Raw genomic sequence first — 25,507 nt, forward strand, 5'->3', positions numbered from 1 at the left:
TTTTCTGCCGCACAACTTCTCAACGATAAAACCTACTATCACAAACTCTCTAAAAATCTACTTTACCGCGTAAAGCCTTTGTCTTACCGCGCTGGGTCTTTTTATCTACCCGTTTACGTTTGGCATTTCTGCTTGGCTTGGTCGGCCTTCTCGTTTTATTAACGTAAGTGGCTTTGGTGATAAAACTTTGCAAACGTTCAAGCGCATCTATTTTATTGCGCTCTTGCGTACGAAACTGCTGCGCCTTGATAATCAGCACGCCTTCCTTTGTTATTCGGCTATCTTTGCTATTTAGCAGTCGCTGCTTGTACTCATCACTCAGACTTGAGTTGTTAATATCAAAACGCAGGTGAATGGCAGAAGATACTTTGTTGACATTCTGCCCACCTGCGCCTTGCGCTCGTATGGCGCTGATCTCTACCTCATTATCATTGAGGCTGATATTATTATTAATAAAAATCATAGTTTGCTTTTATCGAATGTGAATGGATATGGTTTATGATAAAGCATTATATAGTCAATCCTCTATAAATTAGGTACGGTGTCAGTCTCACTTAGTATACTGCTTGTAATACTTCCACTCGGCTTTCTAGTATCTGAATTATATTGAACCGACTACTTATATTTAACTGAATACGGATTGGTCTGCTACTTTGCCAACAGTTGACGACTACGCTCAATCACTGGCGCGTCTACCATTTGACCATCTATCTCAAATACTGCCTGCCCGCTCCGCTCATATTCTTTAATCACACGCTGTGCGAATAACAAAGTCTCATCTGTTGGTTGCATTGTTTGTTGGACAACTGCCACTTGATTGGGATGGATACATAGCATCCCTGACATCCCCATTTGTGACCATAACTGTACTCGATCGCTCAGTCCAACTTCACTATTGAAATCAGGATAAATGGTATCGATAGGCGGCGATAATTGGTGCACTTTTGACGTCAGGATTAGTTGATAGCGGATTTGATTGGCGATGATATCGGCGGCAGGCGTACCTACTTGTACCCAAAAATCATTGCACAGATCTAAAAATCCATAACTAAACGCGGCCAACCCGACTGCTTTTGCCATACTATCGATTTGATATAATCCAATCGCACTCTCGATCAATGCAATCACGGGTAAGTTGGTGAGCTGATATACGCTCTCTATATCAGCGACTTGCTCGGCTTTGGCCAGTAACACGCCGGCTAAATTTGGCATTTTCTGACAGAGCACTATGTCTTTGAAAAATTCTTCGCTGCCTGCTTTATTAATACGTACCCAAATCGGCTGATAACCTGTACTGTCGTGATATTGTTGTAATGCTTCGCGGGCAGCTGCCTTACTTTCTAAAGCCACTGCATCTTCTAAATCGACAATAACTGCATCTGCACCACTAGCAAAGGCTTTCGCTACTCTATCGATGCGAGTCGCTGGCACAAACAGCCATGTTTTATTTTGAGAAATCGTTTTTATTTTATTGTTGATAATTGAATCCATGCTTAATTCCTATATTGTCCAAGTAGCTATTAGCATATTTATTATGCCACTATACAGCTGATGTTCATTTAAAATTAGCAATTTATTAGATAGTGCAAAACCAAGATTACTTAGACATTCTATTAAAAAACCAAATCAAAAAAACCGCATGAAAATTAATCTCATGCGGTTCTTGAGTCTCATGCAGTTTTAAACAATTACTTTCTTATCTAACCTATGTCTTATAGATTGTCTAATTAAGCCAGCATGCCACCATCGACAACGATAGTCGCGCCTGTGGTATAGCTTGAGGCATCAGACACTAGATACAATACGGTACCAGCCATTTCATCAGGCTCAGCCACACGTCCTAGCGGAATCGAGTGTAGCGCCATTTTTAAGACTTTATCGTTGGTCGTCAATGCAGAGGCAAACTTAGTATCCGTCAAACCTGGCAATAGCGCGTTGACACGGATGTTAAGTGGACCACATTCTTTAGCAAATGCTTTGGTCATGCTGATGACTGCCGCTTTGGTGATTGAGTAGATGCCTTGCTTATCGCCTGCTACTAAGCCATTGACCGATGCGGTATTCAAGATGACACCGCCACCCTGCTCTTTCATCATTTTGCCAGCAGCCGTCGACATAAAGAAGTAACCACGTATATTAACTTCAACCGTTTTATCAAAGGCGGCTAAATCTGTATCTAAGATATGACCATAGTAAGGGTTGGCTGCGGCATTATTGACCAAGATATCAATTTGACCAAACTCGCTTTTTATATGCTCAAAAATTGCGTCAATTTGCTCCATGTCTCCCACGTGACAAGCGAAAGCACTGGCCTTATGACCGTCAGCTTTGATGCTATCAGCGACTGCTTGGCAAGCATCGATTTTTCGGCTTGAGACAATCACATGTGCGCCTCTTGATGCCAATAGACGGGCAATAGACTCACCAATACCGCGGCTAGCACCAGTTACTAGAGCAATCTTACCGGTTAAATCAAATAAATCTTTCATCATTATTCCTTATATTTTTATAAACTTTATATTTTCAATAATTTTTGAGCGCTGAATTCATGTATCTAAAATTGGATAACTAAACGCAGATAATCGCTGTCATAACTAACAGCGATTATCGAGCACTAATGAACTGAACAAAGAGCGCTCAACGATCACGGTTACGCTAGCATACCACCATCTAAGGTGAAGGCATGACCATTCATAAAGCTGCTTTCATCGCTGGCAAGCCACGCAATCGCACTAGAGATTTCATTCACATCACCTAGGCGACGCAGTGGACTGGCCTTAATCGTTGCTTGCTGTGTACGCTCATCCATCGTTGCCATGGTGTTGCGTACCATTGGCGTATCAATGAAGCTTGGGCATACCGCGTTAAAACGAATATTGGCGCGAGCATACTCATGGGCAGCAGATTTAGTCAGACCCATAACCCCATGTTTAGCTGCACTGTAGGCTGAAATCATAGGCGCTGAACGAAGACCAGCAATAGAGGCGACGTTGATCACATGACCACCGCCATTAGGCAGCATACAATTGACCGCAGCACGCATACAGTGCCACACACCTTTTAAATTCACGGCGATATTACGATCAAAATCATCATCGCTTAGCTCATGCATTGGTGAAGGCTTGTGGTCGATACCAGCGTTATTCACCACAACATCTAGGCCACCAAGCGTTTCTACTGCAAAGTCAAACAACGCACGCACTTCATCACCACTGGTCACGTCTACTTTTTTAAAGACGATACTGTTGCCAGCATCTTGGCCTTGCTTGGCAACTGCTTCACCCATCTCTTCTGCCATATCACCAATGACGACTTTTGCGCCGCGGCTGGCCAGCAACAACGCGCTTGCTGCCCCGATGCCTGATGCACCGCCCGTGATCAAAATTTGTTTGCCAGCTACATCTGATGCAATTCCATTTGTATTCAGTGTCATGATCTATCCCTCTACCTTAAGTACTAATTTGCCGAAGTTTTCACCATTAAAGAGCATCATTAGAGTATCAGGGAACGTCTCGATACCTTCAACGATATGGTCTTTCACTTTCATGTCACCTGACTGAATCCAGCCAGCAATCTCTTTCATAGCGATTGGATATTCTTTGATATTATCGAACACCACGATGCCTTCCATGCGAGCACGATTGACCAACAGTGATAGATAGTTCGATGGGCCTTTTACTGCCGTGGTGTTGTTATATTGGCTGATAGCCCCGCAAATAACGATACGCGCATGCAGATTAATCTGAGTAAGCACGTCATTTAAGATATCACCGCCTACGTTGTCAAAGTACACATCGACGCCGTCTGGACAGGTTTTCTTTAGTGCTTTTTTCACATCTTCGTTTTTGTAATCAATCGTCGCATCAAACCCAAGCTCATCAATTAAGAATTTGCATTTCTCAGCGCCGCCCGCGATACCGACGACGCGGCAGCCTTTAATTTTGGCAATCTGACCGACCAAGCTACCAACCGCACCAGCAGCGCCAGAGACGACCACGGTCTCACCCGCTTTTGGCTGACCCGTCTTTAGGAGACCGAAATACCCTGTCATCCCCGGCATACCTAGTACACCCAAGTAATAAGACAGCGGCGCTAGGCTCGGATCAACTTTATGCAGACCAGTACCATCGCTGACCGCATATGACTGTACGCCGTCGTGACCTGCGACATAGTCACCTACTGCAAATTTTTCATTTTTACTTTCAATCACTTCACCCACAGTACCGGCGCGCATCACTTCACCAATTTGTACTGGCGCGATATAAGATTTGGCATCGTTCAGCCAACCACGCATCGCCGGATCGATAGAGATGTATTCAACCTTAATCAGTAGCTGACCATCGGTAATCGTTGGTATTTCTGTCTCGGTATAATCCCAAGTCTCAGCGCTTGGCTCGCCTACAGGTCTTGCTTTTAGGCGCCATTGTTTGTTTATCGTTGTCATGTCTCTTTCCTTAGAGTTGTTCTTAGAACCAGTCCGCTTGCATATCAGTGCAAACCGAGTTGGTGTTGGTTAATAATTCGATGTCGCGTTTAACTAATGGTAGTTCCCAATCGATGAAGTATTTGGCCGCTTGTATCTTGCCTTTATAAAAATTCTGCTGCTCGACATCTTGCGTCGTACTTAGTAGCTGCTCGGCTTTACTGGCTTGGCGAATCCAAATCCAGCTCAGTACAATTGAGGCAAAAATATTCATCAGTGCTTGAGCATTACCAGTCAATGTCAGCGCTTCTTCTGTCTGCAACACTTTGCCCAAATGCACGAGCACTTCATGCAGCTGACCCATATAAGGCATCAGCTTGCCTGCAAGTTGCGCGCTCTCAGGCGTAGTGATACTTTCTAAATCTTGTGTAATCTCACGTTTTAGGATTTGAATGCCTAACCCACCTTTTTGCCATAACTTGCGGAATGACAAATCTAGCGCCTGCACACCGTTTGTGCCTTCATGGATAGGATTTAGACGATTGTCACGCCAAAATTGCTCAGCTTGATATTCACGCGTATAGCCTGCGCCGCCCAATACTTGAATACCCAAATCATTGGCTTTTGGCCCATATTCAGATGGCCATGCTTTTAGCACTGGCGTTAGCAAATCCAACAACTCTGTTAGCTCATTTTTTAGCGTTTCGTCTTCGCAAGTGTTGATACGGTCAATTAGGTTTGAGCCATATAAGCACAATGATATACCGCCTTCAGAATAAGCTTTTTGTGCCAATAGCATGCGCTTTACGTCACCATGCTGAATAATGGCCGTTGCATCATCTTCAGGCTTATTGTTTGGCGCAATGCGACCTTGTGTACGGTCTTTGGCATAATCTAGCGAATACTGATAGCCACGATAACCAATCATAGAAGCGCCAAAACCGACAGCGATACGTGCCTCATTCATCATCTTGAACATATAACGCAAGCCAAAATGCTCTTCGCCGATCAAATAACCATGACAATCGCCTTCGTCACCGAAGCTCAATGCTGTAGAAGTTGCACCTCTATAACCAAGTTTATGAATCAGTCCGGTCAGATGTACATCGTTACGCTCGCCAACAGACAAGTCAGCGTTCAAGCGATACTTAGGCACGGCAAATAAAGAGATACCTTTAACACCGCCTGGACCACCTGGCACTTTGGCCAGTACCAAATGCACGATATTGTCAGACAGCTCATGATCACCTGCTGAGATATAAATCTTGCTGCCTTTGACACGGTACGAGCCGTCATCTTGTTTTACGGCGATGGTTTTGATATCAGCAAGCGATGAACCTGCATGCGGCTCGGTCAGCGCCATGGTGCCAGTAAATTCACCTGTCAGCATGCGCGGCATAAAGGCGGCTTTGATATCATCACTAGCAAAATGCGAGATGACGTTGATTGCCGCAGTGGTCAGAAACGGATAGGCAGTCGTTGATGGATTGGCTGCCATAAAGTAGCCTGCCACAGCAGTCATAACCGTCTCAGGTAACTGCATGCCGCCGTCTTCAAAACTATAACGACCTGCGATAAAGCCAGACTCACGGAATGCATCAAAAGCGACTTTCACATCGTTTATCATGCTGACTTTTTTACCATCGAACTGCGGCTCGTTTTTATCTGCGATATGGTTGTGCGGTAAAAATAAATCTGTCGCAATCTTATTTGCTGTCTCTAATACAGCATCAAATGTCTCACGGCTATGTTCTGAGAACTTTGCGTGCTCGGTGAGTGATTCTGTGCCTAGCACATCATACAATTGGAAAGGTAATTCAAAATCGTTTAGGAGGGTATCTGCGGCCATAGTATTCTCGTTAACTGATTAAATGTGGTTATCAATTGATATTAGTCTAATTTGATACCTGTCCGTATTGTCATTTATGACATAATTATGGTCAAATAAGACACAACCAGAGTATCTAACCAGTTAAAATCAACTAAATAATGGCTATTTTGGTCAGTACAGCAAAGGAAACGAGTGACTTATGCCCTATTTCAAACCTTTTAAAATGATTATTCTTGGCTTCGACGGTGTACTTGGCAGTGTGCTCTCTGGCGCATTGGACTTGTTTTCATTCACAGGGGTTAGCTGGCAACGCTTTTCGAATGAGTCTGTAGAGCCACGATTTAATGTACAGATTGCAAGCTTGGGTGGCGGTGATATCAGGTGTAGTAATCGGTTAATCATGCAAGCCCACTGTGATATCCGAGACGTGACAGAGTGCGACTTATTGCTTGTGCCAACCATTGGCGATTCTATTGATAAGGTATTGAAGCAAAACAATGAGCTGCTGCCGCACCTAGTACGACTTGCGAATACCAAGGCCGATATAGCAAGCAATTGTAGCGGTGCATTTTTTTTGGCAAAGGCGGGATTATTAGATCATAAGATAGCCACTACACACTGGGGCTACGCCAATAAGTTTAAGGCAGACTTTCCACTCGTGGACTTACAAGAGAATCAGTTTGTGACTCACTCAAGAAGCGAGTCAACAAACCAGTCAGGCAATATATTTTGTGCAGCTGGTGGCAGCGCCTTTTATGATTTAGGGCTATTATTGATTGAGCGCTACTGCGGACGTGAGATCTCTACGCAAGTGGCAAAAACCCAAATTATTGATAGCAAAAGAGGTAGTCAAAATAGCTATACCAATGTGACCCTGCACAAGCCGCATTCCGACCATTTGATTAAACAAGTCCAAGAATATATCGAAGAGAACTTTCAACATTCTTTGCAGGTCAGTAGTTTAGCCGCTATGGTAAATATTACCCCGCGCACTTTAAACAGGCGCTTTCAGTCCTGCGTAGCAATGCGACCGATTGAGTATATTCAGGCCGTCAGAATTGAACAAGCCAAACGCTTACTTGAATTAGGCGATGTATCAATAAAATCGCTTGCCGATCAAGTAGGTTATGATGATATCTCTTCATTCACGCGTCTATTTAAACGTGCGACAGAGCTGACACCAAAAGAATATCAAGATAAGTTTTCGCGGTTGGCTATTTAAAAAGGACAGTGATTAACGTTTAATCATCTTGCCACAAGCCTTCTACTTGGATAGCATCAGCCTTGATGATTGGATAATCGGTAAACGCTAGCTGATACCCACCATCAGTATTAGGTATAAGCTGGCAAGTCGCTCCCAGCGGAAAACTGTATTTTTTGCCGATATGACCAAAAGGCATACCACTATATATTGGCAACCCTGTTAGTTCATGCAATTGGCGAATGACTGTGGCGACATCATAACGTTTATCATAGCTGTCCTCGCCCGTACCAGACAATGCCCCAAATACAATCGCTTGTTGATTTTTAAACACACCTGCGAGATATAAGTCATATAACATGCGCTCAATACGATACGCCTGCTCGCCGACATCTTCTAAAAACACAATACCACCATCGATACGTGGTAAATACTCACTACCTGCCAGCGCTGATACGACACTTAAGTTACCACCCCAAATCGTACCAGTTAACAGTTTGGGCTCACCCTTTGTCAGTATGGCAGGTAGCTGCTGACTGGTTAACGAAGCATCTTGTATACTGATAGTTAGATTGGGATTAGTCAGCACTTCAACAAACTGCTGACAGCTGACTTTATCAGGCGCAGTTTTACCAAACTCGCTATAGAGCATTGGCGCGGCAAGTGAGCTCATTGACCCTTTTGCCAATAGCGCACATTGGATAGCCGTCACATCACTAAAGCCTGCGAGTATCGTGCCACGCTCCTTCATAATGCGTCCTAGCGTCGCCCAGTCCACCATAGGCAATATACGCATGGCACCGTAACCACCGCGCACACCTAGCAGTAGTTTTGGCGCGGCTATTGCCCCAGTGGCAAGGTTTTGAAAATCGCTAGCACGCTGTGAGTCCGTTCCCGCAAAGCGTAAGTACTGACGATTGGTAATAGCAGGATTTTCTACTTTAAACCCTGCACAAGCCACCCGATCTAATGCCAACTGATTACGCTCATCATTACCACCAACGTTGGAGCTGGCAAAAAGTCGCGTCTCAATCGTAGGCGTGATACAACCTGTCTGCGTCAGCGATTCCTGTGACGTTTGTGCTAATGAGCGATTATCCAATAACGAAGTTGGTAGATCATCCTTGGTCAGCTGTGTACTATGATCAGAATCGATAGGACTGGCTGCAAGCGCTTGGGACATACCTTGGCTCGCTAATACTGCTGTGCCTGCACTCACACCGATTCGACGTAGAAACTGCCGACGGTTTAGCCCAGATGTTATTTCAGTTGCACGACTATTTTTATTATCTGTCCATGCCTGACGCTTAATCCCCATATCTTACTGCTACCTTATCGCTTTTATTTTTATGACTTGTGTTTTTAGACCTTGTGGCAGCATATTGTAGACGCTTTTCTGACACTGATGGTTGCCTAATCTTTACCGATATTTACTTTTTCGCTACTGAGACACACAATATAGGTCGATTAGATTTGTTACTGTAAATACAAATTCATTGCAAAAAATAAAAGGTAATAATTATGTTTAATAAAAAAACCGATAAAAACAAGTCACTTGACTCTAATTTAGAATACTTGCTGGGCAAAGAAGATAAGCTGAAAGAAAAGTTAGAAGATAGCGGCTACCTTGAACCGTTTAGTGATGATCTAATGCTATTTATGAGTCTTGTCAAAGACTATTATAAAGGTGACTACCGTAAGATTCCTTTTAAGACAATCTCAGCTGGCGTTATTGGTGCGCTCTATGTGCTAAATCCAATTGACCTCATTCCTGATTCTATTCCGTTTATCGGTCATATCGATGATGCGCTAGTACTTAAATTTTGTTTGAAGCAGGCCAGAAAAGATCTGCAAAAATACAAAGAATGGAAGCAGGAACAATCAGCTACTAAGGATAAGTTAGAATCTAACAATGATACGGATAAGACTGATAACGACAAGACTAGTCCTGATGAGAAAGACAGCGACGAGACTGGTACTAATCTGAAGAAAGCCTCGTGAAGATTAATACTTTCAGCTATTAAAAAAAGTGATTCATAATCACAGTATTAAAAAAGCCACGACCGCGAATTAATATTTCGGTCGTGGCTTTTGTTATTCACAATTCATTCAATACTGTATTTTAATCAGGCACTTCATAATTAGCTTTTTCTGGATTAAGACCAAACGAGTAGACGAATGTTGCAACGAGGCTATTGACAATAATGAAAGGTAGATCAATCGTAGCATGACCAAGTGCATAGCGACCAAGCAGCCAAGAGACGATCAACATGATAATAAGAAATGCACCCAAATATGCCAAAATCGCAGGGTGTTTTAAATTATAAGGCTGCTCAGGCGTCGGTTGTTTGTCTAATACATACGTCCTTACCGCCCAACCAGCTGCATAAGAGAACCCACCTAACACTACGTAACTGAAAAAATTCATATCGCTTAACTCTAATGGTATGACTGTTTATAACAAAATGCTGTTTATACAAATATCATCGACCAACAATGATATTTATAGTCGATACTTATTTAAATACTATCATCAATGCTTATTTAAATACTGTCATCAACATTATCGATAACAAGATTGGCATGTGGGTTGGCTAAAATATCAGTATTCACCTCATCACATTCCACGCGATAGATCGTGTTGGCGCCTCGGTAAATATAAGACAAGTACTCACTGTCTAAGAGCGGATCAATATTTGCGTAAGCTGGTTTGACATGAGCCAACACAAGCACTCGATCAGGACGACCAATAACCGCATCGACATTGTCTGGATCGATAGAGAAAAACTGCGGTATGTCGCTATTTTCAATCACTTCTAACGGCTCTGGAGTATCCCAGACGCGCTTAGCAGTGACGGGTTCTTTCATTTGCATTACCCAAGTGTCATTTTGTTGGCTGACTTTTATCTGAGCAGGCTCATCTTGACTCACCGTATAACAACCTTCAAAGACAGACAGATCTGCTGCAACTTCAGTATCTACTTGAGGGCTAGTATCATTACAAGCGCTCAGAAAAATCGCGCTGCTGGCAGTCACACTGAGCATCAAATAGGTCAGTCTCTTATTAAATAAATTCGAGCGTAAGGACATAATGGGGTTATCCTGCAATCATGCATTAAAAACTTTTATTAAGTGTACTATTGTCAAAAAACCATCAAATAGCAGATACGAAAAATGCGCTTGGGCGTCTTTGTAGCAAAGGCAGCTCTGTAACTAAAAACTAGAGCCTTTCAGAGAGCTTCGCTATTTTAACAGAAAACCAAGACGTTACTATTATGTTATAAGTTACCGTAAGGGTTTTATGACTTTGTGCGTCACGACTGCCCATATTTATGATAGATTTGCTATACTCACAACGTCATCATCATCGTTCGAATAGCGTAAACGAGATGCTCTAGTACTACCCTATGCTTACCACTTATCAGGTCCATACTCTTTTATGTCAGACAACCGTAATTCAATGCCAAACACTCATAAAGACAACGCGATTGATCCATTGGCTGCTAAAACAAATACCACTGTGGCCTATACTGATGGTGCTTGCAAAGGCAATCCTGGCTCTGGCGGCTGGGGCGCACACCTGATATTTAGTGATGGCAGCTCGCAAGATTTATACGGCGGCGACAAAGAAACTACCAATAACCGTATGGAACTAATGGGTGCGATACAAGCCCTGACCCATAGCCCGCATGAGCATACTCTTGAGATTTGGACTGACTCCAGTTATGTCAAAAAAGGCATCACTGAATGGATTGAGGGTTGGAAGAAAAAGGGCTGGAAAACTGCCAGTAAAAAGCCCGTCGCCAATCAAGACCTATGGCAACAATTGGATAAACTCTGCCAACAGCGTGATGTTAGCTGGCATTGGGTCAAGGGTCACGCTGGACATGCTGGTAATGAAAAAGCAGATGAGCTGGCAAACTTAGGTGTCACATCAAACAGCGGCCATTCAGCTATAGTCAGTGAAGCAGACATGACTAAAAAAAAAGACCACATAGCGACTGATATTAATCCTAACATTGATACTAATACTGACACTAACATTGATACCTTGCAAAACACGTCTAGCGCTGACTGGCTAAGTTTCGATCCATTGGGTCTAGATATGATGGACGATGAGTTTGATGAAGAGCTCTTAGAACCTGAGCCGCTAAAGGAAGATAGTCAGAGTGCTGCTGACAATCGTAATATGAATGAAAACATTGCTGTAGAATTTAGCAACCATCAAGACAATACATACAACCCGACGAGTACCAAAGCTATGCCAGATATTCAAACGCACCTAGATGATACCGTCGACAATGATATATTGCCAAGTGTAGAATCTGATGCCCCTAAGTTCGATGGGGATACTAGCCGTGCCAACCCATATTTTAAGCCGCTACTACCAAAGCCGATACACCGCCATGAAGCAGATCGGCAGCTTATCATGGATACAGAAACCACAGGGCTTGATGCACTAAAAGGCGATCGTATTATCGAGGTCGGTATTGTGGAGTTGGTCGGACGTAAGTTTACTGGTGAAAAGCTGCACGTTTATATCAATCCGCAGCGCGGTATGGATGATGAAGTCATTCGTATTCATGGTATCTCTGAAGCATTTTTGACCGACAAGCCGACCTTTGATCAAGTGGCTCAGTCTTTGTACGACTTTATGGATGGCGCTGAGATTATCGCTCATAACGCTACTTTTGATATGAACTTCTTAAATATGGAGTTTGCAAAAGTTGGTCTGAATGACTTTGCTAATCGAGTGCAAGTAACCGATTCACTGGCGATGGCCAAGCAGCAATACCCTGGGCAAAAAAACACGCTAGATGCCCTCGTGCGTCGCCTAGATGTTGGTAAGCAAGACCGTACTTTTCACGGAGCATTACTTGACTCAGAGATTCTAGCCGAAGTTTATTTGGCGATGACTGGCGGACAGGTCACGCTTGCCATCGAAGAGGATACAGATACCGATGGCGGACAAACCGCTCATGCAAGTTTCGCCAATTTAGCAAATTTATTACTGGCTTCAACATCGGATGAAACTGCTGACCAAAGCTGGTATGCCGCTTTGGCAGAAGATTATCCTGCCCTAAAAGCTAGCATGTAATTGTCATTTGAATTTTTATTGAACCGACATTTGTATAATTTAGTCTTGATTATTATGATAGAAAGCGTTAAAACATCACTAGCTAATACTTTCTGAATCAAATTTATAATATTGCTATTCTCATCAGTACATTATGGAAAAATACTTATGGACCAGTCTGCGCAAATGAAGCTAACCGCCCCAACGCTTAGTGTTACTGATTTTAACCTACCATCACTCCATTTACTGCATGATGAGGTTATAGCAACGCTTAAGGATACCGAGATTCATCTAGGCGAGTTCAATGATGATAGTAGCCAAGCTCCTTTGTTGTCAGATTCTATCGAAGTATTAAAGCAGCTTTCTTGTATTTTTAAACTGATTTCTTTGGTCGGTGCAGAAGCATTGAATGATGCCATTGTTGGTGGTCTACAGAGACTTTATGACAATGGTGATAACAACGATACCGACTTGATCATGGATCTATCAGAAGCCATCATGACCTTAGATCGTTATGTCGAGTTTGTCCTCTTGACTGAATCGGTAGAGCCTACTCTACTCATACCTGTCATTAACAAGCTTAATGCACATAGTCAAAAACTTCCTATTACAGCAGACTATTTTTCTGCATTTGGCAGCAGTAGTGTCATCATCGCCAATCCTGAACAAAACTTTGAATCTCTAAGCACGCTTAATCTAGACACAGAGCTGCTGACCAACGCGTATCGTAGTGGCCTTGCGGTTGCACTACTCAATCAAGATGGCAACATTGACTCAGCAGATCAGCAAAAGCTTGATGCCATGAGTGCAGCCTGTGCATTAATCGCGTCAAATACTGATAGCTTATTTTGGCAAGCGGCGACTGCTGCCGTGACTGATATCGCAGCAGTATTACCATTAAACTTGAGTCAAAAACACACACTTATCTATTTAGAGCAGCAATTTCAAAGCTATTTACCAGTCATGGATACCCGCTTTGCAGATTTAGTGAGCTTTGCCTGTCAACGTGATAACGAGCAAGCGCATCAACTACGTGAACAGTATGCCAGTAACCATTTAGAAGGTGCTCAGCTAGAACAAATGAAGCGCTTTTTATTCGGTCCTAACCGCGAACTTACCGATACGTTGAACACAATTATTCAAAATCAGATCAATAGTATTAAAGAACACGTCGATAGTTATGCACGTGGCGATTCAATCAACCCTATTGATATGCAGACCGCGCAAATTATCGAAGAGCTGACTGAGCTTAGTTCAGCATTACGTTTATTAGGTCTGTCCAACGCAGCCAATAGTCTTAGCGAAGCAGCAGAAGCTGTGAGCCATTGGCAAGCACCTTCCCCTGACGATTTTGATCATTTGCTACTAGCGTTAATGCATGCAGAGAACGCCGCCATTGCCATGGCAGAGATGCATACACCAGGGGCAATCTATCTGCCACTGAATAACCCGCATATCTCATTGCATCAGCTTAATACGGCTAATGATACCTTGATACAAGAAAGCCGAACTGCTATTGCTAGTGCCGAGCAAGCCATCAATGATTATTTGGCGGAGCCTGAGCGCGATATGCTCAATATCCAAAATATTCCTGGGATGATGCGTCAAGTAGCAGGCGCAGTACGCTTCTTACAACTGCCCACACCTGCCAGCATGCTGAGTCAGCTAGCCAACTACATTGAAAAGCGTATCGAAGGCGGACGACGTATCGAAGACAGTATGTTAGCCTGCATCGCTGATGTTATCATGGCGGTCGATCATCACTTAGATGGTTTTGAGAATAATCGCCCTGTCAGCAAACAAGCGCTTGATGTGGGGCAGCAAAGCTTAAGCCACCTACTTGCTGCTTAACTTTTCTTATTGTCATGGCATGGTTATTATCTCTTAGCCATGACATCTCATTTACGTATAGATAATTCAAGATAATGTAGGTACGAGTCAGGCACGTGAAAGCGCTACAGTCATTAGGTTAAACTAGCCTGGTCATGAGGCTGAACCAGCCTGACAACATGTATAGATATCTGGGTATCTGGTTTACATAGAATTGATGATATTTTACTCTAAAACAGTCTGTGTCTACGTCGATGCGGACTTACTTTATAATGTTTGGAATTTTATATGGCCCATGCTTTTGTATTAAGTGATGATAGTATCTTATGCCGTCAAATGCCAGATGGTTGGTGGCCTTTGCAAGTTCAGCTATCGCCCGATAGTAATGACTTAAGCGAGCAAGCTTATCAGGTTGGTCACGTAACGCTGCACGAGAGCCTAGCACCAAATCATTGGTTATCAGACGACAGCACTGGTAACGATGCAGATGATACGGTTGATGCCAATATGGCTCATAGCTTTACCGCTCATGCCACGAGCGCCATGACTTATGACTATGCAGTTGCTCATAACATGACGCTACCAATTATTGCTGAAAGCAGTGGTAACACTTTTGTTCCTTATCGAAAACTAATGACTCATTTGCCAGTCGCTTTGTCAGATCAGATTAGCCAAGCAATACAACTATTAAGCTGGCAAGCAGATACGCAGTTTTGTAGTCGCTGTGCTAGTCCTACTGTACATGCTGACCAAGGCGAACGTGCCATGGTTTGTCCAATATGTCGATTGCGCCAATACCCTCGCGTACAACCTTGCGTCATCACTGCTATTACTCGGTCAAATCCAGTGACGGGTGAGATGCAAATCTTACTGGCTCACCATCACCGTCATGGACAGCAAAACCTGCCGCCAATGTATGGTTTGATCGCAGGGTTTGTAGAAGTTGGAGAGAGTCTGGAGCATGCCGTAGTACGTGAAGTCGCAGAAGAGGTCAATATCAGCGTAACAGATATCCGCTATGTGAGCAGTCAGCCATGGCCATTTCCCTCTAACTTAATGCTTGGTTTTCGTGCTTCGTATGCCAATGGCGATATTATCTTGCAAGAAGATGAGCTAGCACATGCTGACTTCTTTGATCTCTCAAACCTGCCCAGAATTCCGCCAAAGGGTAGTATCGCTCGCGATTTGATTGACCAAGTGGCCAAAGAACAAAATATAGACTTATAATCGGCACTTATCTATAAGCAACACATTACGCTATAGTATTGTATTTTCAATCTCATCTCTTTAAAATCGCTGCTTCTGTGATAAGCGTTTTACTTCGAACTTCATTTTAATAAGTAAGACGCCAACATGAGCAGTAAAACGCTGACAGAGCAGATGCTCTTATAGATACTGTTTTACAAAGACCGCTTTCTCAACCTTTTATCTCTATTTATACTAATACCTATTCTTACGACTGGTATTAAGGTCCTTAATTAAATGCAAAGTAGCACCAATATACGCTTAGTTAATCTACCTATCTTATTTGATACATTACACATTGATACTTTGCCCGCTGACATACAGGCAAAAATTGCACGTGTGGATGCTTGTTTGCCACAGACGCAATGCGGACTATGTGAGCATCCAGATGGTTGCCTGCCATATGCCGCTGCGATTGTATTAGATGGCGAGCCGTATAATAAATGTGTGCCTGGTGGTCAGCCTGTCACCAATGCGATTGCTCAGACTCTCGATATAGATACTCCTAACACTACGCTGACGGCAGTGCCTTCACAGTGGCCAATAGATGCCACCTCTGCACGTCCGACCGAGGTTCGTGCAGTTATCCGTGAAGATGACTGTATCGGCTGCACCAAATGCATTCCTGCTTGCCCAGTCGATGCTATCGTTGGTACTGGCAAACATATGCATACGATTTTTACAGATTTGTGCACGGGCTGTGAGCTATGTATCGCGCCCTGCCCTGTTGATTGCATTGACTTAGTTACGATTGAGCGAGAAATATCTGAGCCTGAGCGAATAGCAGAGCAAGAGGATTTGAGACAACGCTACCATACCCATTTGAAACGTGTCACAGAACAGCTTGCTGATACGAGCAATAGTAGACCTGTCGTTAGTATGGTAGAGGCTAAGCTCAATAATGCAGCAAGTCAGTCTCTAAACATCAGTGAGTCACAAGCAAAAAACACCATTGCAGCTGCCAAGCTCCGTACCAAAATCAAAAAACTGGAAAAGCAATTGAGTGTTCGTGCAAACGATAAGAAACAAGCAGAGCTTGAATCCTTACAAGCCGAGCTTGAGTCATTGCAAGTAGCGTTATAACGGTAATAGCTGATTACGCAATTAATGCGTTAATAAATTGATACTTTAATCATTAACATGAATGCTAGCGCTAGCATATAATTTGGCACAATCATTCATCAAAATAATAGTCAAAATGCCATGAGTAAAACGGTCAAACATAAAACAGCTGACACGCCGCCCTCTAGACGAATGCCCAATCGTGACGTGCGTCCCTTCTTTGAAAAACTGGCAGCGACTATTGATGAACCTGTCACCGAACTCAATTATGACAGTAATTTTGAGTTACTTATTGCCGTAATTCTGTCTGCACAAGCGACTGATATCAGTGTCAATATTGCTACCAAGCAATTGTACCCTGTAGCCAATACACCTGAGGCAATACTGGCACTAGGCGAAAACGGTCTCAAATCCTATATCAAAAACATTGGTTTATATAATACCAAAGCAAAAAACGTCATTAAAACCTGCCATGATTTGATTGAGAAATTTGATAGCACTGTTCCTGATAACCGCAAAGATTTAGAGTCACTGGCAGGTGTCGGCCGCAAAACTGCCAATGTCGTGTTGAATACAGCCTTTGGCCAGCCGACCATGGCCGTTGACACGCATATCTTTCGGGTGGGTAATCGTACTGGGCTTGCTACTGGCAAAACCGTACTCATCGTCGAAAAAAAGCTGGTCGAGCGTATCCCAGAAGACTTCATTGTAGACGCCCATCATTATCTTATCTTACACGGCCGCTATACCTGTCAGGCACGTACACCCAAATGCGGCGCTTGCCCTGTCTATGAAGAATGCATGTTTAAAGATAAAGCTGCATTTTTAGAGTTGTAACGTCTTGTTCATTTCAAGCAGATGCTACTACAGCCAATTACTCAGCTAGATAAACCGCTATCCAGTAACCACCTTTGATTGCCGTGAACTGCTTGTTGAGCATTTCTTATAGTAGAGCAAGTGTTGCTCACTAGAGTTTTATAACGTTTCAAGGTAGAATAACCCTATTTTGCGTTAAGAGATTTTGGCCATTACCCTGCTTCTGATAAGGCAATCTGCACATTAGCGTTGTCTATTAGGGCAAGTACTGACCCAACTCGTTACCGCCAAGACCATATCAGAGCGAGGCAGTATCATTTTATATATTGATTAAATGATAGTCCGCTCACCCTTTGGTCATATTTATTAGCAAAGATTTTAGTCAAAACCGATTTTAAATTGAGAAATACCGATTATCTGCCGCGTAAATGCGTGGTCAAAATTAATTAGAGCAGCACCCAGATGTGCTGCTTTTCCTACCCTTATTGATTCAATTAAGCGATCCCATTATGCGTGAATACAACTTATTTACCTCAGAATCTGTGAGCGAAGGCCATCCTGACAAAATGGCTGATCAAATATCAGACGCTATCCTTGACGCTATCTTACGTGAAGATCTGCACGCACGTGTGGCATGCGAAACCTTAGTAAAAACAGGCGCAGTCATACTTGCAGGTGAAATCACCACAACGGCAAATATCGATTTAGAGCGTCTGGTGCGTGACACCGTAAATGGCATTGGCTATCACCATTCAGACTTAGGTTTTGATGGTGAGACTTGCGCAGTGATTAACATGCTCGGCAAGCAATCTCCTGAAATCGCGCAAGGTGTCGATCGTAGCGATCCTGAAGAGCAAGGTGCAGGTGACCAAGGCTTAATGTTTGGTTATGCAAGTAATGAGACCGAAGTACTGATGCCAGCGCCTATCGAGTATGCTCATCGTTTGATGGAGCGTCAGTCGGAGCTGCGCCGCGCAGGTGAGTTGCCATGGTTGCGTCCAGATGCCAAAGCGCAGGTAACTTTGAAGTATGACGGCAATCGTCCTGTCGCCATCGATGCTGTTGTATTATCAACACAGCATGATCCAAGCATCTCGCAGTCAGATCTGCAAGAAGCCGTGATGGAATCTATCATCAAGCAAGTGCTACCAGCTGATTTGCTACACGCTGGCACACGCTATCATATCAACCCAACTGGTAAATTTGTGATTGGTGGTCCTGTTGGTGATGCTGGTCTGACTGGTCGTAAAATTATTGTTGATACTTACGGCGGGATGGCACGTCATGGTGGCGGTGCGTTCAGTGGTAAAGATCCTTCAAAAGTCGATCGTAGTGCTGCTTACGCGGTACGTTATGTTGCCAAAAACATCGTAGCAGCAGGATTAGCTGAGCGCTGTGAAGTACAGGTCAGCTATGCGATTGGTGTCGCTGAGCCGACTTCTATCTCTGTTAATACCTTTGGTACTAGCAAAATCAGCAACGATGAAATCATCCGCTTGATTCGTACGCACTTTGACCTACGTCCTTACGGCATTACCCGTATGTTGAACTTACTACAGCCAATGTATCAGCAGACTGCTACCTTTGGACACTTTGGTCGTCCAGGTTCAGAGACTGCCTTTACGTGGGAAAAAACAGACAAAGCTGATATCTTAAAAGCAGACGCTGGTTTATAAGAGTCACTACTTTAAAACGTTTACCAACCATTTTTATATACTAAAAACTACTGACACTTATTATTAGGAGTTGCTTATGTCTCAAGACAATATTCAAGACCAAAACGCTGACGCTAACATCGAAATCACCCCTGAAATGCAGGCATTCTATCAACGTGCTGACGCTATCATCGGTATCGCCAACAGCCAGCTAGGCCCTGAAGCACATTCAGGTCAAGTAGGTGCTTCTTTATTGTATGCTGCAGCACGCTATAGCGCGTCAGTTGCCTCTATCGGATTCGTCAAAGGCGATGATTTCGCCAAAGAAAAAGACGATATTGTCGAGTTTTATGTCAAACAGTATCGCCAAATGCTGAGCGATAATTTAACGGATTATGCTCAAAACTTTGACAAGTATGTGCAGCTAAATCAAGACAACAAACCAGCTGAATAAGCGAATTTCGTCAGTCTAGATGTCTTTGATTTAGACATGCTGTCATAAAATCAGTATTTGATGGTAGAAAATAAAACCCCAAACTCAATTGAGCTTGGGGTTTTTTGTATGGTGTTTAAGTAGATAGCTACTGACAAATGAGCTACCATAAATGCTTAAGCGTTTATCATCAGTAGGCAAATCCATCATCGATAACAGGACGCTATCGAATATTATTAATAAGGACATTTCTTATGAAACAAACTCTATCCAATCGCCGATTTTCCACAATTAATCAAGCTTCGTTCAAATCATCATCACTTATATTGATATTAGTTCTAGCCTTAACTGGCTGTAGCTCTATGTCTGATGTAGGCACGTCTGGTCAAACGCCTACCCCATCCAGTCCTGATATCAGTCAGCAATTTGAAGGTGCTCTTACTCAATGCCCGCCTGCTAACCCTGCCAATAATATCTGTACGGCACAATATGAACCAGTCTGTGTAAAGACGAAAGTTGGATCAGTGATCAGCTACCGAACGGCTAGTAATGCCTGCTCAGCCTGTAATATTCCTGAAGCTATCGGTTATACAAAAGGCGAATGTAGCTAATCTATAAAGTGGTTGTATCGAGATCTGCTGTACTGAAAGCTGCTGTATTGAAAGGTTTTTTATTAAAAATATTGAAAATTTATAAAAATACCCAGCCTATGACAAGCTGGGTATTTTTGTAGCCAGAAAATAAACTCTAAAGCTTAAGCATCTTTCTCAAGTGCTGGTGGGCCTTTTAGTAACTCTTCATCACGGAATTCATTAGCTGAGTTATGCTCTGCTGACTCTTCTGTGGTGAACCATTGCTGATTACGATACAGTATCAAACGATCTCGACTGAGACCACGCAATAGAGAGTACATCATCACGACGATCACAATAGCAAAAGGAAAGCCTGAGACAATCGATGCCGCTTGTAATGCACTCAAACCACCTGCTGCTAGCAATACAGCAGCGATAACGCCTTCAGAACCTGCCCAAAATAAGCGCTGGATCTTTGGCGGATTGGTATCACCACCTGATGTCAGCATATCGATGACAAAACTGGCTGAATCTGACGAGGTAACAAACCATAATACAATCATCACCACGATGAGCAAGTTGACCGCACCTGTTAATGGATAAGACTCCATCAATTTAAAGATAGCGCTACCCGTATCGGCTTTGACCGCTTCGAGCAGACCTGGGCTAACTATGTTAGGGTCTGCTGCTGCTACCAACTCCATATTTACCGCAGAACCACCAAAAGCAGTAAACCACAGGAACAATATCGTGATAGGAATTAACAGTACGCCTAATATAAACTCACGGATAGTACGACCACGAGAGATACGTGCAACGAATACCCCAACGAATGGAGACCAGCTAATCCACCATGCCCAATAGAAAATCGTCCAAGAGGCTTGCCAGTTTTCTTCGCCTCTATAAGACTCTGTCCATAGACCTAACGGCACGATTTGATGCAAATAGTTACCGATGTTTTCTACAAAGCTGTTAAAGATAAACTGCGTAGGTCCAAAGATAATCACAAAACTTAGCAATATCACAGTGAACAATATATTGGTATCACTTAGACGCTTGATGCCTTTATCCAATCCCATAAACAGAGATAGCCCTGCTAGCATGGTGATAAGGCCAATCAAAATAATCTGCACCGTAATATTATTGGGTATACCAAATAACGTCTCAAGGCCTGAGTTAATCTGCAAGACGCCAAGACCTAACGTGGTCACTACCCCAAACATCGTACCAAATACGGCAAGCGTATCTACCGTATGTCCCCAACCGCCGTAGATCTTTTTACCCAATATTGGATAAAGTGTCGAACGGATAGCCAGTGGTAAACCTACTCGATAATGAAAATATGCGAGCGATAACGCAACCATGCCATATAGCGCCCATACATGTAGACCATAATGTAGGAATGAGATATTCATCGCTTGTTTGGCAGCGGCAACTGTCTCCGCCTCGCCTAATGGTGGTGCCATGAAGTGATACAACGGCTCAGCGGTTCCCCAATAAAGCAGCCCGATACCGATACCTGCTGAAAACAGCATACCAATCCAAGAAACCATATTGTATTCTGGCCTCTCATTCTGATGGCCGAGTCTGATATCGCCGTAGCGGCTAAATATCATATAAATACTCATGACCAATGTTAAATTGACCACGACAATAAAGAACCAGCCAAAGCGTAAAGAGACAAATGCTTTTGCTTGGTTAAATACTACTTCTGCTTGTTCATTGAATAAAGCGCCAAAAATAATGAACGCTAGTATCAAGATTGCTGAAGTCAAAAATACAGGTTTACTTACCCGCGGAAAAGGGCCTAATCGGCCAACTTTTACATGATCCATAGGTATATCCCCAAAAAAGTGCGTAACCATACCAAGGTATGAACGAATTATCAAATATAACACCTTGTAAATACTACCGAATGTATAGAAATAGTAGTAACATTTCGGTAATAATTTTCAACAATCTGAATTTTTCCTGAATAGATTTAAATATCTTTACCCAATAAAGAAGCCCCAATTTAAAAATAAATTGGGGCTTCTTCTATTAAAAGCTTAAGTAGCTGTCTTGATGCTATCTACTTCTTAGTCACCTTTAACAATTTTAGGTGGCCCTTTTAGTAAATGCTCATCGACGAACTCATCTGCAGAGTTATGATCTGCCGACTCATCTGTGATAAAGCTTTGCTGCGCTCGATATAGAATCAAACGGTCACGGCTAAGTCCTCGCAACAACGCATACATTATGACAAAAACCACTAAAGCAAATGGCAATCCTGCTACGATGGCAGCTGCCTGCAAAGCAGACAATCCACCAGCCGCTAACAATATAGCAGCGATAACGCCTTCTGTGGTTGCCCAAAACAAACGCTGAATCTTTGGTGGATTGGTATCGCCACCAGCGGTCAGCATATCAATCACAAAACTGGCCGAATCTGACGAAGTCACAAACCAAAGCATAATCATGACAACAATCATTAACGTAATCGGTTTGGCTAGTGGGTAGTACTCAACCAGCTTAAAGATTGCGCTACCCGTGTCTGCTTGTACTGCTTCAACCAACCCTGGGCTAATACCTGTCACAGCAGAGGCAAGCTCCATGTGAATCGCTACGCCACCAAAGGTCGTGAACCAAAAGAACAAGATAAGCATAGGGATTAATAGCACCCCAAACGTAAACTCACGGATGGTACGGCCACGAGAGATACGGGCAATAAAGATACCAACGAATGGTGCCCAGCTCACCCACCATGCCCAATAAAATATCGTCCAAGCGCTTTGCCAATCTGTTCCACTATAAGACTCGCCCCACGTACCCAAAGGGACGAGTACGGTCAGATAGTTGCCGATATTTTCGATAAAGCTATCAAAGATAAAGAGCGTTGGCCCTAAAGCCACCATGAATACCAATAAAACGATTGTAAAACCTATATTGATATCACTAAGGCGCTTAATACCTTTATCCAGACCCATCATAACGGAAGCGGCTGCAAGCGCTGTGATGAAAGCTATCAAACCGAACTGTACAGTGAGACTATTCGGCATGCCAAATAGTTTCTCAAGTCCCGCATTGATCTGCATCACTCCAAGCCCGAGTGAGGTGACCACACCAAACATCGTACCGAACACGGCCAAGATATCGACCGTATGCCCCCAGCGACCATAGATTCTTTTGCCGAGCAAAGGATACAAAGTTGAGCGAATCGATAAAGGCAAACCGCGACGAAAATGAAAATACGCTAACGACAGTGCCACAATCGTATAGATGCCCCAAGCGTGTAGACCCCAATGCATAAATGAGATATTCATCGCTTGCTTTGCGGCTTCAACCGTTTCGGCCTCGCCCATTGGTGGTGCCATAAAGTGATACAACGGCTCCGCTGTACCCCAATAAACCAGACCAATACCAATACCCGCAGAGAACAACATGCCAATCCAAGAAAACAGATTGTACTGCGGTCGCTCCGTTTGATTGCCTAAACGAATATCACCATAGCGACTCATTCCTAAGTAAATGCAAAGCCCGAGCGCTGTATTCACTAAGATAATAAATAACCAACCGAACTTATCGGTAATAAAATTCTGTAAAAAACTAAAAACTGCCCCTGCTGTTTCAGTGAAAAGCGCACCGAAAATAATAAATCCAACGATCAACAGTGACGATGTAATAAACACAGGTTTACTCACCCGTGGAAAAGGTCCTAATCTGCCTACTTTTACTTCTTCCATGTGCAAGTCTCAAAACTTAAGGAATATTACCTTAACAAAATAGGCTTTAACTATCAATCAATTACAAAATAAAACTTGATAAAACCTTTAACTTATTCTAATAAGATTGATAGTTTTTTTAAAATGTCTACATAAATACAGATGTAAAAGCAGCTTTATCATGATGTTACTTAGGCAATAATCTGAGTAATCGTCCACCATCACCATCTTCCAATGCCCAGACCTGCCCATCAACAGCCAGTACGCTGCGGACACGCTCACCCATGTCATAACGATAGCGTTCAGTAGCACTATCATCTTCATCGATACTTACGACAATAAGCGCTTTTGAAGATAAACCACTGATTAAAAAATCGCCTTGTAATGCTGGAAAGTCATTGTGGCTACCAGCCGTATATAAACTCAGTGATGACGGTGAAATAACGGGCGTCCATGTGATTTTGGGCATTTCAAAATCAGGACGAGTGTCGTGATCTGGGATTGGTGTGCCTGAATAATTACGACCATTTGATACAATCGGCCAGCCGTAGTTTTTGCCTTTTTTAATCAGATTAAATTCATCACCGCCCTTTGGCCCCATCTCGTTTGCCCAAAGCCTGCCGCTTTCATCAAATCTTATGCCGAGCACATTGCGATTGCCCATTGTCCAAAACTGAGAGGCAATGTCATTGCTATCATTGACAAATGGATTGTCCTTTGGAACCGAGCCGTCAGCATACAATCTAATAATCTTACCTAGATTCATGCTCATATTTTGTGCAGGCTCTTTTTTCTGGCGTTCTCCTGAGCTTATATATAGATACTGTCCATCAGGTGAAAACAATAAGCGATGGCTATAGTGACCTTGCCCCGTGACTTTCGGAGACTGTTGCCAGATAGGCGTGATATCTTGCAACGTAGGTGTGGCTGTCTCTAATCCTGAGAGTGTCGCTTTGATCACTTTAGCACCAAATTTATTGCTATCATTTCCTGTTCCTGCTTCTACATAGCTGATATATACAGCATTCGAAGTCGCAAAATTTGGCGCTAATATAATATCTCCCAAACCACCTTGACCACCGTAGGCCACTTTAGGGATGCCTGCGACTTGTGTTTTGCTACCCGTCGCCGTATCTACAATGAACAGCTCCCCTGTTTTTTGTGTCACCAATAGTTTGGGCGCTTTGCCATCTGTACTGGGTAATGCTGTCATGGCCCAAGGCTCATCAAAGGTAGCGATTGCCTTAGTGGTAAAGTCAGGCTTGCTAGTATCTTTTTGTGTGGCGGTTTGAGCATCGTTATCTGAAGTGGAAACTTCTTTAGACTCCGTTGCGGTACTTTTGTTATTGCTAGGACTTACTGTAGAAGGGTTAGAGCACGCGGCAGTGCTAAACAGCAATGCTGCAATAATTAGCGGCGAAGTTAAGGGTATATTTATACGTTCGATATGGGCTGTCATCATTCTGTTTCTCCATTCAATTGATACTTATACTATTAGTCTTTGATTTAGTTATAGCATAGTCCTGAGACTTAAGAGATATCGAAATGGTAAAAAAACAGTAACGTAAAACGCGCCTTATAAATAAAAACCCCTTACCTACAATTGTAGATAAGGGGTTTGTTTTAAACGTACAGTTGGATTACAAAGACGTCAAGAATAA

The 25,507-nt window shown here is 43.1% G+C and carries 22 protein-coding genes; 10 read left to right on the top strand and 12 right to left on the bottom strand.

Features of this window, described 5'->3' with window-relative positions; genetic code table 11:
• Positions 1 to 49: 49 nt before the first annotated feature.
• From arfB to I3254_RS07585, 6 genes are all read right to left on the bottom strand, one after another.
• Positions 50 to 463, bottom strand: a complete 414-nt coding sequence (gene arfB, locus I3254_RS07560; RefSeq protein ID WP_102091188.1) for an alternative ribosome rescue aminoacyl-tRNA hydrolase ArfB — start codon at positions 461 to 463, stop codon at positions 50 to 52.
• Between the two features lie 185 nt (positions 464 to 648).
• Positions 649 to 1,491 (bottom strand): CoA ester lyase, encoded by an 843-nt coding sequence (locus tag I3254_RS07565; RefSeq protein WP_238052321.1) that lies wholly within the window; start codon positions 1,489 to 1,491, stop codon positions 649 to 651.
• 236 nt (positions 1,492 to 1,727) lie between these two features.
• Entirely contained in the window at positions 1,728 to 2,492 is a 765-nt protein-coding gene (locus I3254_RS07570; protein ID WP_238052322.1) for an SDR family oxidoreductase, read from the bottom strand.
• Positions 2,493 to 2,650: 158 nt separating this feature from the next.
• Positions 2,651 to 3,433: an SDR family NAD(P)-dependent oxidoreductase gene (locus I3254_RS07575; RefSeq protein WP_238052323.1), complete on the bottom strand. Its 783-nt coding sequence runs from the start codon at positions 3,431 to 3,433 to the stop codon at positions 2,651 to 2,653.
• A 3-nt stretch (positions 3,434 to 3,436) separates the two neighbouring features.
• Complete coding sequence (locus tag I3254_RS07580) at positions 3,437 to 4,444, bottom strand: NADP-dependent oxidoreductase (RefSeq protein WP_238052324.1); 1,008 nt, start codon at positions 4,442 to 4,444, stop codon at positions 3,437 to 3,439.
• 22 nt (positions 4,445 to 4,466) lie between these two features.
• Positions 4,467 to 6,272 carry an acyl-CoA dehydrogenase gene (locus I3254_RS07585; protein ID WP_179799280.1) on the bottom strand — a complete coding sequence of 602 codons (1,806 nt, stop codon included), beginning with the start codon at positions 6,270 to 6,272 and terminating at the stop codon, positions 4,467 to 4,469.
• Between the two features lie 181 nt (positions 6,273 to 6,453).
• Here I3254_RS07585 and I3254_RS07590 point away from each other — a divergent pair, with 181 nt between their 5' ends.
• Positions 6,454 to 7,476: a helix-turn-helix domain-containing protein gene (locus I3254_RS07590; protein ID WP_201579607.1), complete on the top strand. Its 1,023-nt coding sequence runs from the start codon at positions 6,454 to 6,456 to the stop codon at positions 7,474 to 7,476.
• A 19-nt stretch (positions 7,477 to 7,495) separates the two neighbouring features.
• Here I3254_RS07590 and I3254_RS07595 read toward each other — a convergent pair whose 3' ends face one another.
• Positions 7,496 to 8,773, bottom strand: a complete 1,278-nt coding sequence (locus tag I3254_RS07595; RefSeq protein WP_238052325.1) for an LD-carboxypeptidase — start codon at positions 8,771 to 8,773, stop codon at positions 7,496 to 7,498.
• A 203-nt stretch (positions 8,774 to 8,976) separates the two neighbouring features.
• On the opposite strand from I3254_RS07595, the gene I3254_RS07600 reads away from it, so the two are divergent.
• Positions 8,977 to 9,456 (top strand): YkvA family protein, encoded by a 480-nt coding sequence (locus tag I3254_RS07600; RefSeq protein ID WP_238052327.1) that lies wholly within the window; start codon positions 8,977 to 8,979, stop codon positions 9,454 to 9,456.
• Positions 9,457 to 9,577: 121 nt separating this feature from the next.
• On the opposite strand, the gene I3254_RS07605 is transcribed toward I3254_RS07600, so the two are convergent.
• A complete protein-coding gene (locus I3254_RS07605; protein ID WP_165597863.1) occupies positions 9,578 to 9,883 on the bottom strand; it encodes a hypothetical protein in 306 nt (101 codons plus the stop codon).
• A 116-nt stretch (positions 9,884 to 9,999) separates the two neighbouring features.
• On the bottom strand, positions 10,000 to 10,545 hold the full coding sequence (locus tag I3254_RS07610; protein WP_238052329.1) for a hypothetical protein: 546 nt from the start codon (positions 10,543 to 10,545) through the stop codon (positions 10,000 to 10,002).
• Positions 10,546 to 10,894: 349 nt separating this feature from the next.
• Between I3254_RS07610 and dnaQ the strand changes: the two genes are divergently transcribed.
• From dnaQ to I3254_RS07650, 8 genes are all read left to right on the top strand, one after another.
• On the top strand, positions 10,895 to 12,553 hold the full coding sequence (gene dnaQ, locus I3254_RS07615) for a DNA polymerase III subunit epsilon (RefSeq protein WP_238052331.1): 1,659 nt from the start codon (positions 10,895 to 10,897) through the stop codon (positions 12,551 to 12,553).
• 147 nt (positions 12,554 to 12,700) lie between these two features.
• Positions 12,701 to 14,383, top strand: coding sequence for a hypothetical protein (locus I3254_RS07620; protein WP_238052333.1), 1,683 nt, complete (start codon positions 12,701 to 12,703; stop codon positions 14,381 to 14,383).
• Positions 14,384 to 14,650: 267 nt separating this feature from the next.
• A complete protein-coding gene (gene nudC / locus I3254_RS07625; protein ID WP_238052335.1) occupies positions 14,651 to 15,589 on the top strand; it encodes an NAD(+) diphosphatase in 939 nt (312 codons plus the stop codon).
• Between the two features lie 255 nt (positions 15,590 to 15,844).
• On the top strand, positions 15,845 to 16,690 hold the full coding sequence (locus I3254_RS07630; protein WP_238052336.1) for an RnfABCDGE type electron transport complex subunit B: 846 nt from the start codon (positions 15,845 to 15,847) through the stop codon (positions 16,688 to 16,690).
• A gap of 120 nt (positions 16,691 to 16,810) precedes the next feature.
• Complete coding sequence (gene nth, locus I3254_RS07635) at positions 16,811 to 17,506, top strand: endonuclease III (RefSeq protein ID WP_238052338.1); 696 nt, start codon at positions 16,811 to 16,813, stop codon at positions 17,504 to 17,506.
• Between the two features lie 488 nt (positions 17,507 to 17,994).
• Positions 17,995 to 19,161, top strand: coding sequence for a methionine adenosyltransferase (metK, locus tag I3254_RS07640; RefSeq protein WP_057760687.1), 1,167 nt, complete (start codon positions 17,995 to 17,997; stop codon positions 19,159 to 19,161).
• A gap of 76 nt (positions 19,162 to 19,237) precedes the next feature.
• Positions 19,238 to 19,594, top strand: coding sequence for a DUF3144 domain-containing protein (locus tag I3254_RS07645; RefSeq protein WP_238052340.1), 357 nt, complete (start codon positions 19,238 to 19,240; stop codon positions 19,592 to 19,594).
• 233 nt (positions 19,595 to 19,827) lie between these two features.
• Complete coding sequence (locus I3254_RS07650; RefSeq protein WP_238052342.1) at positions 19,828 to 20,184, top strand: hypothetical protein; 357 nt, start codon at positions 19,828 to 19,830, stop codon at positions 20,182 to 20,184.
• Positions 20,185 to 20,327: 143 nt separating this feature from the next.
• Here the strand turns inward: I3254_RS07650 and I3254_RS07655 are convergent, their stop codons facing one another.
• From I3254_RS07655 to I3254_RS07665, 3 genes are all read right to left on the bottom strand, one after another.
• A complete protein-coding gene (locus tag I3254_RS07655; RefSeq protein WP_238052343.1) occupies positions 20,328 to 21,980 on the bottom strand; it encodes a BCCT family transporter in 1,653 nt (550 codons plus the stop codon).
• Positions 21,981 to 22,223: 243 nt separating this feature from the next.
• The gene (locus I3254_RS07660) at positions 22,224 to 23,867 is read right to left on the bottom strand and encodes a BCCT family transporter (protein WP_238052344.1); all 1,644 of its coding nucleotides are present in this window, start codon (positions 23,865 to 23,867) and stop codon (positions 22,224 to 22,226) included.
• A 166-nt stretch (positions 23,868 to 24,033) separates the two neighbouring features.
• On the bottom strand, positions 24,034 to 25,308 hold the full coding sequence (locus tag I3254_RS07665; protein ID WP_238052345.1) for a PQQ-dependent sugar dehydrogenase: 1,275 nt from the start codon (positions 25,306 to 25,308) through the stop codon (positions 24,034 to 24,036).
• Positions 25,309 to 25,507 lie beyond the last annotated feature (199 nt).

The organism is Psychrobacter sp. Ps2 (assembly GCF_022129405.1).
Taxonomy (GTDB): Bacteria; Pseudomonadota; Gammaproteobacteria; order Pseudomonadales; family Moraxellaceae; genus Psychrobacter.